Raw genomic sequence first — 13,337 nt, 5'->3', positions numbered from 1 at the left:
GGCCGCCGCAGCCAGCCCCGCCCTCAAACTTTCCGCTTGCTTTTGTTCCGAAAATCGGAAATAACATCCGCATCCCGTCCTCATGAGAGGGACGTTTCGCGATCGTCATGAACGTGGAGGGCGGGATGCGGTGGCCGCGATCGTGTTGCAGCGTGCTCGATGTACGCGGACGAACGGCAGGTTGCGGACGTGAAATCGCGTGGTCCTGGCGCCCCGATGCTGGCGCCAAGCTCTTGGGAGATGATGATCCCGGGGCGACGGTGGCTAACAAGCCGGACACCGGGGAGATCGCGTATAAGCGTTAAGACCTCCGCGCAGGGAATGCCGGTTGAAACGGCTTTGCCTGTGGTGACTGCCGCCTGCTTTTTGTTTGCAGGCGGGCCATGGGTGAGGCCTTCACCCGGCATTCCCTGCGCCCTCTTTCATCGGGAGGGTCCTTGACGATGCATCACTCGGGCGCGATGGCGCGGCGGGATGTGAAATCATGCGCGCATTATGGGAAGCGCGACGGCCGTCATACTCCGATGTCGTCCCGGCCTCCGCGCCGGGACCCATACCTACCGGGAGCAGTTCGAGGCACGATCGAGGTGGGCATCTCGTTCTCACAACAACGGCTGCGGCATATGGGTCAGGATCGGCGCTTCGACGACGCACGCAGCTTGTCCGGGACGACTCGTCGATGTTGCTCTACCTGATCATCGCCGGCCCATGGTCCGGCACGGCGACATCGAGCACGCGCAGTTGCACGCGCTCGACACCCTGGTAGCGGTCGACGGTGAGGGTGCCGGCGACGTGCAGGATCTGGCCGCGATGCTGAACCAGGGCGTTGCCGAGCTTCTGGCCCACGCTGCGGAATGCGATCGCATTCACGGCGGCGCCGTCGCCGGATTTGAAGCGCAGCTTGAGATGCGCCTGCCCGACCTCGTCGGCGTAAACCAGCTGATGCGACGGCAGCGCCACGATGGGCTCGGGATTGCCGCTGCCGAAGGGACCGGCGCGATTGAGCGTCGCGACCAGCTCGGGTGTCGCGGCGCGCGCGCTGATGGCGCCGTCGATCAGGATCTCGTTGACGTGACGTGCGTCGGCGACGTCGGCGGCGAGCGCGCTTTCGAGAAAGGCGCGAAACTCGGCCAACCGCTCCTTGCGCAAGGTGACGCCGGCGGCCATCGCGTGCCCGCCGCCCTTCATCAGGATGCCCTGCTCCACGGCGTGGCGGACGGCCTTGCCAAGATCGACGCCCGGAATCGAGCGGCCCGACCCGGTGCCGATGCCGCCCGGCTCGAGCGCGATCGCAAACGCCGGCCGGGCAAACTTTTCCTTGAGCCTGGATGCGACCAGCCCGACCACGCCGGGATGCCAGCCTTCGGATGCGGTCACGATGACGGCGCCCTTGTCCTCCAGCCCGAGCGAGGCCAGCGCCTCCGCTTCGGCCTGCGCTTCGGCCTGCTGCTCGATGATCCGGCGCTCGCTGTTGAGCCGATCGAGCTCGGCGGCGATGCGCGCGGCTTCGGAGATATCGCTTTCCAGGAGCAGGCGCACGCCGAGATCGGCGCGGCCGATGCGCCCGCCGGCATTGATGCGCGGTCCCAGCATGAAGCCGAGATGCCAGGCTTCGGGCGGACCGTTGAGCCGGGCGACATCCATCAGCGCGGTGTGCCCGACATGGTCGCGCCGGCGCATCGCGATCAGGCCCTTGGCGACGAAGGCGCGGTTGAGCGCGATCAGCGGCGCGACGTCGGCGACGGTGCCGAGCGCGACGTGATGCAGCATGCTGAGCAGATCCGGCTCCGGGCGCGTGCTGCTCCAGAAGCCGCGGCCGCGCAGCTCGCGATTGACCGCAACCAGCGTGACCAGCGTCAGCCCGACCGCGGCGAGATAGCCGAGGCCGGAAAGATCATCCGGCCGGTTCGGATTGACCAGCGCCTCGACCTCCGGCAGCTCCTCGCCGCATTGGTGGTGATCGATCACCACCACGGACATGCCGAGCCGCCGCGCCTCCGCCAGCGGCTCGAGGCTGGTGGTGCCGCAGTCGACCGTCACGAGCAGCGTCGCGCCCTTGCCGGCGAGCGCCCGGATGGCGTCGACGTTCGGGCCGTAGCCTTCGAAGATGCGGTCGGGAATGTGGATCAGCGGATCGAGCCCGCAATGGCGCAGATGCCAGGCGAGCAGCGCCGCCGAGGTCGCGCCGTCGACATCGTAGTCGCCGAAGATCGCGACCGTCTCGCCCTTGACCGCGGCGTCGGCAATGCGCTGCGCCGCCGCCTCCATCTGCGTCACCGTGAACGGATCCGGCATCAGCTTGCGGATGGTCGGATCGAGGAAGTCGTTGACCGCGTCGATCTCGACGTCACGCCCGGCGAGCACGCGCGCCAGCATCTCGGGCAACTGATAGCGCTGCACCATCGCAAGCGCGCGCGCCGCGCCGCGCGCATCCAGCCGGTCGCGCCACAATTTGTTGGTCAGCGACAGCCGCACGCCCAGGAACGCCTGCGGGGCGCTCAGGGGCAGTGCAAGGGCGGATGGTGCCATGATGCGCGGGGCCTCGCTTGCAGCGCAGCGATTCGAAACGGACGCAGTCGAATCTACAGCAACTGCCCTGCCTCAGCAGGTTCCATCCATGAAACCCACCAGAATCGTCCCAGAACTTGGCGGAACTCACAGGAAATCAGGGAAATGCCGCCATATACGGCTGGTTGCCTAAAATTAGAGCTGCGTTCGATGGAGTGCATTAAACAGCCATTAGGCGAACTCCGTAACATTTCAATCAATTATTACGTCCGATTTGTCCGCCCTCTTCGTGCCGACCAGGAGGCGCGGCAACATGGAGTTCATTGCCGATGCTGACCGCGCCCGAGTTGAAGACGCAGCCCTCCGCCGCTCCGGCACAAACGACTCCCAAGGATGACGAGACCGACGTCTCGGCGCTGATCGCGCGGCTCACCGGCGAGGTCAATCAGATCGCCTGCGAGAAGACCAAATCGATCCAGCAGATCACCAACCAGATGAAGATGCTGGCGCTGAACGCGCTGATCGAGAGCTCGCGGGTGGGCGCGCAAGGCGCAGGCTTCGCCGTGGTGGCCCAGGAGGTGCGCGCCGTCGGCCAACTCGTCGAGACCATCGCGCGCGAGCTGGAGGGCCAGCTCACGACGCGCACCGGCAATCTGAAGAGCTCGATCGAGCGCATGACCGAACGCGCCCGCGGCGAGCGCATGGTCGATCTGGCGCTGAACGCGATCGAACTGATCGACCGCAATCTGTATGAGCGGACCTGCGACGTCCGCTGGTGGGCGACCGACTCCGCCGTGGTCGATTGCGCCGCCGCGCCCGATGCCGCCCGCGTCACGCACGTCTCCGAACGGCTCGCGGTGATTCTCTCCGCCTACACCGTCTATCTCGATCTGTGGCTGTGCGATCCGAGCGGCAAGGTGATCGCCAACGGCCGCGCCGACCGCTTCAACGTCGTCGGCCAGAGCGTCGCCGACACCAAATGGTTTCGCGAGGCGCGGGGCTTGCGCTCGGGCGACGACTACGTCGCCGGCGACGTCGAGTGCCAGCCGCTGCTCGGCAACGCCCAGGTCGCGACCTATTGCGCCTCGGTGCGCGAGGACGGCAAGGCGCATGGCAAGCCGCTTGGCGTGCTCGCGATCCATTTCGATTGGGAAGCGCAGGCGCGCGCGATCGTCCAGGGCGTGCGCGTCAGCGAAAGCGACAAGGCCCGCGTGCTGCTGGTGGATTCGAATCTGCGCGTGATCGCATCCTCGGACGGCCAGGGCATTCTCAGCGAGCGGGTGTCGCTGAAGCTCGATGGCAAACGCAGCGGCTTCTATCAGGACATCTCCGGGCGCATGGTCGCGTTCCACGCCACGCCCGGTTACGAGACCTACAAGGGGCTCGGCTGGTATGGCGTGATCGTGTCGGGCGCGTGAGGCAGGGCGATCAGCAGCCGAGCCGGTCGGCGATGCCGTTGAAATCATCGGCGACGATGTCCCAGGCGCCGGTGGCTTCGAAGTCGCGGCTCTGCAGCGGGCCGTATTCGGTGGGGCGGGCGACGAAGGCGGTCTTCAGTCCGTAGCGTTGCGCCGCCTCGAGATCATTGTTGTGCGCGGCGACCATCATCACCTCACCGGGCGCAAGACCGAGCAGACGCGCGGCGCCGAGATAGGTTTCGGGGTCGGGCTTGTAGTGCGCGAACAGCTCGGCGGAGAGCACGAGGTCCCAGGGCAGACCCGCGAACTTCGCCATGTTGGTGAGCAGTGCGACGTTGCCGTTGGAGAGCGGCGCGATGATGTATTTGGACTTCAGCCGGGTCAGCCCGGCGACGCTGTCGGCCCACGGATGCAGCCGGTGCCAGCCACGGGTGAGATGATCGAGATCGGCTTCGGTCAAGCCGGTGATGCCGAGCTGGGCGACGAGCGTCTCCAGCGAGCGCCGGTGCAGCACGTCGAGGATGACGTAGCCGCGCTCCGGATGCCTGCGGACCTCGTCCATCGAGCCGACATAGAGCCCGCGCCAGCCATCGACCAGCGCGGTCCAGTCGCCCTGGATGCCGCGGGTCTTCGACCACGCGGTGAAGTCGTTGATCAGGCTGATGCGCCAGTCGACGACGGTGCCGAACACATCGAACACCAGCGCCTTGACCATGGACAGGTCGGACATGCTGAGCCGCTCTCCAATTTCGTCATTCCGGGATCCGCGCACAGCGCGCAGACCCGGGATCTCGCGCCACGATCTCGAGATTCCGGGGTCACGCTCCGCGTGCCCCGGAACGACTGTGCTGGATCAGTCGAGGTGGAACTTCGCCAACTGGCGATGCTCCGCGCGGATGTAGCGCACCGTGCCGGTGACCGAGCGCATCACGACGGTCTCGGTCTCGATCACGCCGTCCTTGCGGAACTTGACGCCGGAGAGCAGCGAGCCGGTAGTGACGCCGGTGGCCGCGAACAGACAGTCGCCGCGGGCCATGTCCTCGATGCCGTAGATCATCTTGGGATCACCGACGCCCATCTTGTGGGCGCGCTCGCGCTTCTCCTCGGTGTCGAGGATCAGGCGGCACTGCATCTGGCCGCCAATGCAGCGCAGCGCCACCGCGGCCAGCACGCCTTCCGGCGCGCCGCCGGTGCCGAGATACATGTCAACGCCGGTGTTGTCGGGATCGGCGCAGTGGATCACGCCGGCGACGTCGCCGTCAGTGATCAGGCGTACCGCAGCGCCGGTCGAGCGGACGCCCTGAATGATGTCGGCGTGGCGCGGACGGTCGAGCACCAGCACCGTGATCGCGCCGGGCTCGACGCCCTTGGCCTTGGCGAGCCGTCGCACGTTGTCGGCCGGCGTCGCGTCGATGTCGACGACGCCCTTGGCGTAGCCGGGGCCGACCGCGATCTTCTGCATGTAGACGTCGGGGGCATGCAGCAGCGTGCCGCCATCGGCCATCGCCATGGTTGCGATCGCGCCCGGCATGTTCTTGGCGCACAAGGTCGTCCCCTCGAGCGGGTCGACCGCGATGTCGACCTTGGGCCCGGCATTGAGGCCGACCTTCTCGCCGATATAGAGCATGGGCGCCTCGTCACGCTCGCCCTCGCCGATCACGACCGTGCCCTCGATCGGCAGCTTGTTGAGCTCGCGGCGCATCGCATCCACGGCCGCCTGGTCGGCCGGCTTTTCCTGGCCGTGGCCGCGCAACCGCGCCGCCGACACCGCCGCCCGTTCGGTCACGCGCACCAGCTCCAGCGTCAGGATGCGCTCGAGCAGCAATTGTTGCGGGACAGAAATCTGCGTCGACATCGATCAACTCCTCAAGACGTCAAGGCGGACATCCGCCATCAAAATCTACCGCTCGCACGCCGCCCCCCTGGGCGGCATCCGGGTCAGGCGGTCGGCACGAACGGCCGCTCCCCGCCTGTCTATTCTCCCGGTTTGAGCATGAACCTATACCAAACGCCACGCGTTTGTTTGAGCAGGGACAAGTGGTTCCCTGGGCATCATGCGCTAGTTCTTCTCGATCCGGATCACCTGCGGCTTGCCGCTGATGACCTTGTCGCGCTGCACCGCCTGGAGCGCGCGATGCACGGCGTCCTCGTGTGTCGCATAGGTGATCAGGATGACCGGCACCGGCGCAGACTTGCCGGCCGTCTTCGCCGGCTCGCTGCCATTGGGATGGCGCTGCACGATCGATTCGATCGAGATCTTCTGCTCGGCGAGCCGGGTGGCGATGGTCGCGGCCGTGCCGGCGTGGTCACGCGCCATCAGGCGGATGTAATAGCCACCCTCGTGCCGCTCCATGGGCGCCTTCTCGGTCGCCTGCAGCCTGTCGACCGGACGCCCGAACGGCGCGGCGCGGATGCCGCGCGCGACGTCGGCAATGTCGGCAACGACGGCGGACGCCGTCGCGGCGCCCCCTGCTCCCGGACCGACCAGCGTGATCGGCGGGATACCGTCGCCGTCGATCGTGACCGCGTTGGTGACGCCCATCACCTGGGCGATCGAGGAGGATTTCGGCACCATCGTCGGGTGCACCCGCTGCTCGATGCCCTTGGCGGTGCGCACGGCAACGCCAAGCAGCTTGACGCGGTAGCCGAGCTCCGCCGCCGCGCGCAGGTCCTCCGGCGCGATCGAGGAGATGCCTTCGACATAGACCGAGTTCTGCGCCACCTGGGTGCCGAAGGCGAGGCTCGCCAGGATCGCGAGCTTCTGCGCGGTGTCGTGGCCATGGATGTCGAACGACGGATCGGCCTCGGCATAGCCGAGACGCTGGGCGTCCTTCAGACATTCGTCGAACGACAGCCCCTCCTGCTCCATCCGAGTCAGGATGTAGTTGCAGGTGCCGTTGAGGATGCCATAGACGCGGCTGATGCCGGTGCCGGTGAGCCCTTCGCGCAGGGTCTTGACCACCGGAATGGCCGCGCCGACGGCGGCTTCGAAGTTCAGCGCACCACCATGCTTCTCGGCCGCCTTGGCGAGCTTCAGGCCGTGCTTGGCGATCAGCGCCTTGTTGGCCGTCACCACCGACTTGCCGGCCTTGAGAGCGGTGTCGATCGCCGACAGCGCGGGATCGCCGGCACCGCCCATCAGCTCGACCAGGCAGTCGATTTCGGGATCGCTCGCCAGCGCGATCGGATCCTTGGCCCATTTGATCCCGGACAGATCGATGCCGCGCTTCTTGGCCTTCGACCGCGCCGTCACGGCGACGACCTTCACCGGGCGCCCCGTGCGTTCGGTGAGCACGCGTCCCTCACGCTCGATGAGACGAACGACCTCGACACCCACGGTGCCGAGGCCCGCGATGCCCACTCTCAGGGGTGCGACCATGGAATCAAAGAACCTGTCGAAAGGAAAGTACGGGAGGGCTCAGCGCCGGTTGGCGATGGGAACGACGTTGTGCAACGTTTCGATCCCGCTTTCAAGGAAGCGGCGGACGCCGCGCGCGGCCTGCCGGATGCGCTGCTCGTTCTCAACCATCGCGATGCGGACATAGCCTTCGCCATGCTCGCCGAAGCCGACGCCCGGCGACACCGCGACCCCGGACTTCTCGACCATGAGCGTCGCGAACTGCATGCTGCCGAGGCTCTTGAACTTCTCTGGCAAAGGCGCCCAGGCGAACATCGACGCCTCCGGCGACGGGATCTCCCAGCCGGCCCGGCCGAACGCCTCGACCAGTGTGTCGCGGCGCTTGCGGTAGACGTCGCGCATCTCGCGAATGCAGTCGTCGGGACCGTTCAGGGCAGCCGTGGCCGCGACCTGCACCGGCGTGAACGCGCCGTAATCGAGATAGGATTTCACGCGCGCCAGCGCCGCGATGATGCGCTCGTTGCCGACGGCAAAGCCCATGCGCCAACCGGCCATCGAATAGGTCTTCGACATCGAGGTGAACTCGACCGCGACATCCATCGCGCCAGGCACCTGCAACACCGACGGCGGCGGGTTCTTGTCGTCGAAATACACCTCGGCATAAGCGAGGTCCGACAGGATCAGGATCTCGTGCTTCTTCGCGAATGCGACGAGGTCGCGATAGAAGTCGAGGCTCGCGACATAGGCGGTCGGGTTGCTCGGATAGCAGACGATCAGCGCAAGCGGCTTCGGGATGGAATGAATGATCGCGCGCTCGGCCGCCTCGAAGAACTGCGGCGTCGGCTCGGAAGGCACCGACCGGATCACGCCGCCCGCCATCAGGAAGCCGAAGGCGTGGATCGGATAGCTCGGATTCGGGCAGAGAATGACGTCGCCCGGCGCGGTAATCGCCTGCGCGACGTTGGCAAAGCCTTCCTTGGAGCCGAGCGTCGCCACGATCTGGGTGTCGGGATTGAGCTTCACCCCGAAACGGCGATCGTAATAGGCGGCCTGCGCCCGGCGCAGTCCGACGATGCCGCGCGAGGCCGAATAGCGGTCGGTCCGCGGCTTGCCCAGGGTCTCCCTGAGCTTCTCCAGCACGTGCGGCGGCGCCGGCAGATCCGGATTGCCCATGCCGAGATCGATGATGTCGGCCCCGGCGTTCCGCGCGGCCGCCTTGGCCCGGTTGACCTGCTCGAACACGTAAGGCGGCAGACGGCGGATGCGATAGAAATCTTCCATGGGTCTCTCGGCTCCGGCAACCGGGGGCGGATTCGCCAGCAGAGCTGGCGCTGCGGCGGCGCACGCCATGCCTTGAAACCGGTGCTGGATCAGGAGCTTAGCACGGGCTCGCGGCTTGGCTGGCAACGACACGCGGAGGTGTTGATTCCGGTTGTTTTATCATGGCCGCCGCGCCGCGCCAGACAATTACGCCGCTCCGGGCGGCCGATCGCCCAGCCCTTGTCCCTGGCCGATCATTTGGGCCTGGTGCTGGTGCCCGCCGAGGCTTGGCGGTCGCGCGCCGCGAGCAGCTCCTTTTCGATCTTGTCGCGCTCCTGCGGCGAGATGATCGGCGCATCGCGGTCGCGCGGCACGTCGTTGACGGGCAGATACCCGCCCGGCTCCTTGGGCCGGGCGATCGCATCCGCGTCGAGCGAAGGCATGTCCGCTATTGGACTGGAGCACCCGGCAAGCGCGAGCGCGCCGAACACAACGAGCCCCGCAACAAGGGCGCGCCGTCCCGAACTCCAGCCTCGCCCCTGCGTCCCCACGCGCACGTCCCTCAGCCCCCAACTTCCAGTCGACGGTCCCCGGCCAAACCGCAACGCGGCGCATTTTGCCGCAGCACAACCAATTGTCACTCGAAACGTGACCGGCTTGAACAGGAATTTCATCCAGCTACGTGATCATGATGTCGGAAGCGAGAGATTTTTTCGCAGCGCAACAATCAGAAATCGAATTTGCCGCAAACTCGCGGATTATTGATCTCGCTCGGTGACGAAACGGTCCCGACGCGATAGTGTGATCCAGCCATGACCGACGTTCAGAACAGCAGCAATCCAGAAAAAACATTCGATGCGGAAGCGTTCGCGATGAACATCGCGAAAGCCATGGAAAGCAGCGGCAAGGCGCTCTCGGCCTACCTGAAGCCGCGCGAGACGGGCGAAGTTCAGGACCGGCCACCAACCGAATTGACCGAAGTCGTCAAATCCTTCACCGCCGTCGCCGACTACTGGCTGTCGGACAAGGATCGCGCCAGCGACATCCAGACCAAGATCGCCAAGGGCTATCTCGATTTGTGGGGCTCGGCCGCGCGCCGTCTCGCCGGCGAAGACGTACCCCCGGCCATTTCGCCCTCCCCGCGCGACAAGCGCTTCGCCGATCCGGAATGGAAGTCGAACCAGTTCTTCGATTTCGTGATGCAGGCCTATCTGCTGACGACGCAGTGGGCGCAGGACCTTGTCCACAATGCCGAGGGCCTCGATCCGCACACGCGCAAGAAGGCCGAGTTCTACGTCAACCAGATCACCAATGCGCTGGCGCCCTCGAATTTCGTCCTGACCAATCCGGAGGTGCTGCGGCAGACGGTAGCGTCGAGCGGCGATAATCTTGTGCGTGGCATGCAGATGCTCGCGGAGGACATCGAGGCCGGCAAGGGCTCGCTGAAGATCCGCCAGTCCGACCCGGCCAATCTCGAGGTCGGCGTCAACATGGCGACGACGCCGGGCAAGGTGATCTTCCAGAACGAGATGATGCAGCTGATCCAGTACGCGCCGTCGACGGAGAGCGTGCTGCGGACGCCGCTCCTGATCGTGCCGCCCTGGATCAACAAGTTCTACATCCTCGATCTGCGCCCGGAGAAATCCTTCATCAAATGGTGCGTCGATCAGGGCCTGACGGTGTTCGTGATCTCCTGGGTCAATCCCGACAAGTCGCTCGGGACCAAGACCTGGGAGGACTACATGAAGGAAGGCCCGCTCACCGCGATGGACGTCATCGAGAAGGTGACGGGCGAGATGAAGGTGCACACGCTCGGCTATTGCGTCGGCGGCACCATGCTGGCGACGACGCTCGCCTGGCTGGCCGACAAGCGCCGCCAGCGCGTGACCTCGGCGACCTTCCTCGCCGCACAGGTCGACTTCACCCATGCCGGTGATCTCCTGGTGTTCGTCGACGAGACCCAGATCTCGGCGCTGGAGCGCGACATGCAGGCCTCGGGCGTGCTCGAGGGCAGCAAGATGGCGATGGCCTTCAACATGCTGCGCTCGAACGACCTGATCTGGTCCTATGTCGTCAACAACTACCTGAAGGGCCAGCCGCCGCAGGCATTCGACCTGCTGCACTGGAACTCGGACGCCACGCGGATGTCGGCGGCGAACCATTCCTACTACCTGCGCAACTGCTATCTGGAGAACCGGCTGACGCAGGGCACGATGGTGCTGGACAACACGCTGCTGGATCTCTCCAAGGTGAAGGTGCCGGTCTACAACCTCGCCACCCGCGAGGACCACATCGCGCCGGCCGACTCCGTGCTGTACGGATCGCAATTTTTCGGCGGTCCGGTGAAGTACGTGCTTTCGGGCTCGGGCCACATCGCCGGCGTCGTCAATCCCCCCTCCTCCGGCAAGTATCAGTACTGGACCAATGACCAGATCCACGACATCTCGCTGAAGGACTGGATGAAGGGCGCACAGGAGCACAAGGGCTCGTGGTGGCCGGACTGGCGCGAATGGCTGAGCCAGCTCGATCCGGAAGAGGTGCCCGCGCGCGGCGTCGGCAGCGAGGCCTATCCACCGCTCGAGGATGCGCCGGGCTCCTATGTCCGCGTCCGCGCATAGCGCGATCCGCCGCGATTGACTATAAACGCTCCGTCCCGCCGGGACGGGACGGGAATCAGTTGAGGGGATCTCGATGACGCGCGAACTGTTCTGGCTGACGCTCACGGTCATTCTGACCGGCCTGCTGTGGGTTCCCTACATCCTGAACCGCTGCCAGGTCCGCGGCCTGACGGGCGCGATGGCCAACCCTTCCCGCAACGACAAGCCGCACGCGCCGTGGGCGACCCGGCTGATGTTCGCGCACGACAACGCGGTCGAGAACCTCGTGATCTTCGCGCCGCTGGTGCTGATCCTCAACGCGATCGACTATTCGACCAAATGGACCGTGCTCGCCTGCGCCGTCTATTTCTGGTCGCGCGTCGCCCACGTCATCGTCTACGCGATCGGCCTGCCCGTATTTCGCACCCTTGCGTTCGTCGTCGGCTTCATCGCCCAGGCCGTCCTGGCGCTCGCGATCTTCGGCTGGCTCTAGGCCTGTCGGCTAGGGAAGATTGTCCCGCAGGAAGATGTCGATGCGGATGCGCTCCTGATCGGGGCTGATCGGCTCGCCCGAGCAATGCGCGAGCAGGACCCGCGCAGCCGAGCGCGCCTCGTGGCCGGGATCCTGGTTGATGATGGCGTCGCACGTGCCGCGGACCAGGAACCGCCTGGTGTGCTGGGTCAGCTCATGGGTGATCCAGACCACCTCCCGGGCGCGGCCGGATGCCTCGAGGGCATCGGCGATGCCACGGTTGCCGGCGCCACAACAGTAGATGCCGCGCAGATCCGGATGGCGCGCGAGCAGCGCGGCGGTCAGCTCCCGCGTGCGCTCGCTCTCATCGCGGCCTTCGATTGCCGGAAGCGCGAGCAGGTTCGGGTACTCGCTGGACAGGATCTGGTGAAAGCCGAATTGCCGCTCGGCGTGATCGCGCAGCGACAATGATCCCGCGATCACGGCAACCGTCCCCTCGCGACCGCCGAGATAGCGCCCCATCAGCGTGGCCGCCGTCCGCCCCGCGGCAGGGTTGTCGATGCCGACGTAGTGCAGGCGGCGCGAGCTCGGGGCGTCCGAGACCAGGGTCACCACCGCGACGCCGCGCGCGGTGAGTTCGTCGATCGCGGCGCGCACTCTGGGGTGATCCAGCGCGATGACCGCAACGCCCTGATAGGCCGGCGACAGGTTCTCCAGCGCACCGGCCAGCACGTCAGGATCGAACACGTCGACGTGGAGGATATCGATGAAGCCGCGCTGGCCGGCCAGCCACTCTGCCGTGCGCTGGACCTGCTCGGTCAGGATGGTCATGAAGCTGTTGCCACCGGTCGGCAGCACGAAGGCAAAGCGGAAGCTCTGGCCGCGCGCGAGCCGTGCCGCTGCGACGTCGGCGCGATAACCCAGCTTGGCAACAGCGGCCTCCACCCGGGCAACGGTCTTGGCACGCACGCCCTCGCGCCGGTTGATGACGCGGTCGACGGTGGCGAGCGACACGCCCGCCGTCCGCGCGACGTCCTCCAGCGTGGCCCGGACCGGTAACGGGTTCGCGTCAGCCGTCACTCGCGCGCCGCCCATAGCATGCCGCGGGTCATCAACGTCCGGATCTCCGGCACGTCGAGCTCGTAGGCACGGTGGCCGAGGGAGGAATAGAACACCCTGCCCGCGCCGTAACGCTTCTTCCAGACCACCGGCATCACCACCCCCTCGATCCACGGGGCGTGCTCTCCGGTGAAGGTCGTGGTCGCCAACACCTCGTTGGCCGGATCGACGTGCATGTAATACTGCTCTGAACGGTGCTCGAAACTTGTCAGGCCCTTCATGATGGGATCGTCCGGCCTGGTCAAGTCGACCCGATAGTCGATGATGTTGCCGGGATGGGCGACCCATTGCCCGCCGCACAGGAACTGGTAGTCGACCGAATCGCGGAAGGCATCGCACATGCCGCCATGATGGCCGGCGAGCCCGACGCCGCTGCGCACCGCCGCGCAGAGGTTGAGCGCTTCCGCCTTCTCGATCTTGGACATCGTGTAGATCGGGATGATCAGCGACAGATCGTGGATCGCAGGATCTGCGAACGCGGCCGTCGTGGTCTCGATCCGCACCTCGAAGCCTTCCGCCTTGAGCCAGCCGCGGATCATCGAGGCACAGAGATCGGGGTCATGTCCTGGCCAGCCGCCCCATACAATCATTGCCTTGCGCATGTC

Annotated in this window: 11 protein-coding genes; 3 read left to right on the top strand and 8 right to left on the bottom strand. The window is 66.1% G+C overall.

Annotated features, from left to right (window positions below; genetic code table 11):
- Positions 1-687: 687 nt before the first annotated feature.
- The gene (gene recJ / locus QX041_RS07270; protein WP_316164785.1) at positions 688-2,529 is read right to left on the bottom strand and encodes a single-stranded-DNA-specific exonuclease RecJ; all 1,842 of its coding nucleotides are present in this window, start codon (positions 2,527-2,529) and stop codon (positions 688-690) included.
- 308 nt (positions 2,530-2,837) lie between these two features.
- On the opposite strand from recJ, the gene QX041_RS07265 reads away from it, so the two are divergent.
- Positions 2,838-3,926 carry a methyl-accepting chemotaxis protein gene (locus QX041_RS07265; protein ID WP_315751656.1) on the top strand — a complete coding sequence of 363 codons (1,089 nt, stop codon included), beginning with the start codon at positions 2,838-2,840 and terminating at the stop codon, positions 3,924-3,926.
- A 10-nt stretch (positions 3,927-3,936) separates the two neighbouring features.
- Here QX041_RS07265 and QX041_RS07260 read toward each other — a convergent pair whose 3' ends face one another.
- The 5 genes from QX041_RS07260 to QX041_RS07240 all read right to left on the bottom strand — a co-directional run bounded on the left by QX041_RS07260 (position 3,937) and on the right by QX041_RS07240 (position 9,218).
- Entirely contained in the window at positions 3,937-4,656 is a 720-nt protein-coding gene (locus QX041_RS07260; protein WP_316164784.1) for a haloacid dehalogenase type II, read from the bottom strand.
- A 123-nt stretch (positions 4,657-4,779) separates the two neighbouring features.
- The gene (glpX, locus tag QX041_RS07255) at positions 4,780-5,781 is read right to left on the bottom strand and encodes a class II fructose-bisphosphatase (protein WP_315712118.1); all 1,002 of its coding nucleotides are present in this window, start codon (positions 5,779-5,781) and stop codon (positions 4,780-4,782) included.
- 204 nt (positions 5,782-5,985) lie between these two features.
- Positions 5,986-7,305, bottom strand: coding sequence for a homoserine dehydrogenase (locus tag QX041_RS07250; protein WP_315712119.1), 1,320 nt, complete (start codon positions 7,303-7,305; stop codon positions 5,986-5,988).
- Between the two features lie 39 nt (positions 7,306-7,344).
- On the bottom strand, positions 7,345-8,565 hold the full coding sequence (locus QX041_RS07245) for an LL-diaminopimelate aminotransferase (protein ID WP_315712121.1): 1,221 nt from the start codon (positions 8,563-8,565) through the stop codon (positions 7,345-7,347).
- 233 nt (positions 8,566-8,798) lie between these two features.
- Positions 8,799-9,218 carry a hypothetical protein gene (locus QX041_RS07240; RefSeq protein WP_316164783.1) on the bottom strand — a complete coding sequence of 140 codons (420 nt, stop codon included), beginning with the start codon at positions 9,216-9,218 and terminating at the stop codon, positions 8,799-8,801.
- Positions 9,219-9,356: 138 nt separating this feature from the next.
- Here QX041_RS07240 and QX041_RS07235 point away from each other — a divergent pair, with 138 nt between their 5' ends.
- Positions 9,357-11,162 carry a class I poly(R)-hydroxyalkanoic acid synthase gene (locus QX041_RS07235; protein ID WP_316164782.1) on the top strand — a complete coding sequence of 602 codons (1,806 nt, stop codon included), beginning with the start codon at positions 9,357-9,359 and terminating at the stop codon, positions 11,160-11,162.
- A 73-nt stretch (positions 11,163-11,235) separates the two neighbouring features.
- Entirely contained in the window at positions 11,236-11,634 is a 399-nt protein-coding gene (locus QX041_RS07230) for an MAPEG family protein (protein WP_315751659.1), read from the top strand.
- A 9-nt stretch (positions 11,635-11,643) separates the two neighbouring features.
- On the opposite strand, the gene QX041_RS07225 is transcribed toward QX041_RS07230, so the two are convergent.
- The gene (locus QX041_RS07225; RefSeq protein ID WP_315712126.1) at positions 11,644-12,693 is read right to left on the bottom strand and encodes a LacI family DNA-binding transcriptional regulator; all 1,050 of its coding nucleotides are present in this window, start codon (positions 12,691-12,693) and stop codon (positions 11,644-11,646) included.
- Entirely contained in the window at positions 12,690-13,334 is a 645-nt protein-coding gene (locus QX041_RS07220; RefSeq protein WP_315712128.1) for a ThuA domain-containing protein, read from the bottom strand. The genes QX041_RS07225 and QX041_RS07220 overlap by 4 nt, the downstream gene beginning before the upstream one ends.
- Positions 13,335-13,337: the final 3 nt, after the last annotated feature.

The organism is Bradyrhizobium sp. SZCCHNRI2009, assembly GCF_032485115.1.
Classification (GTDB): domain Bacteria; phylum Pseudomonadota; class Alphaproteobacteria; order Rhizobiales; family Xanthobacteraceae; genus Bradyrhizobium.
Note: the sequence above shows the minus strand (reverse complement) of the source record. Positions and strands in the feature narration are given on the sequence as shown.

Bases quoted from the DNA above. Each gene is read 5' to 3' on its own strand.
- recJ (WP_316164785.1), bottom strand. From the start codon at position 2,529: ATGGCACCATCCGCCCTTGCACTGCCCCTGAGCGCCCCGCAGGCGTTC.
- QX041_RS07265 (WP_315751656.1), top strand. From the start codon at position 2,838: ATGCTGACCGCGCCCGAGTTGAAGACGCAGCCCTCCGCCGCTCCGGCA.
- QX041_RS07260 (WP_316164784.1), bottom strand. From the start codon at position 4,656: ATGTCCGACCTGTCCATGGTCAAGGCGCTGGTGTTCGATGTGTTCGGC.
- glpX (WP_315712118.1), bottom strand. From the start codon at position 5,781: ATGTCGACGCAGATTTCTGTCCCGCAACAATTGCTGCTCGAGCGCATC.
- QX041_RS07250 (WP_315712119.1), bottom strand. From the start codon at position 7,305: ATGGTCGCACCCCTGAGAGTGGGCATCGCGGGCCTCGGCACCGTGGGT.
- QX041_RS07245 (WP_315712121.1), bottom strand. From the start codon at position 8,565: ATGGAAGATTTCTATCGCATCCGCCGTCTGCCGCCTTACGTGTTCGAG.
- QX041_RS07240 (WP_316164783.1), bottom strand. From the start codon at position 9,218: ATGAAATTCCTGTTCAAGCCGGTCACGTTTCGAGTGACAATTGGTTGT.
- QX041_RS07235 (WP_316164782.1), top strand. From the start codon at position 9,357: ATGACCGACGTTCAGAACAGCAGCAATCCAGAAAAAACATTCGATGCG.
- QX041_RS07230 (WP_315751659.1), top strand. From the start codon at position 11,236: ATGACGCGCGAACTGTTCTGGCTGACGCTCACGGTCATTCTGACCGGC.
- QX041_RS07220 (WP_315712128.1), bottom strand. From the start codon at position 13,334: ATGCGCAAGGCAATGATTGTATGGGGCGGCTGGCCAGGACATGACCCC.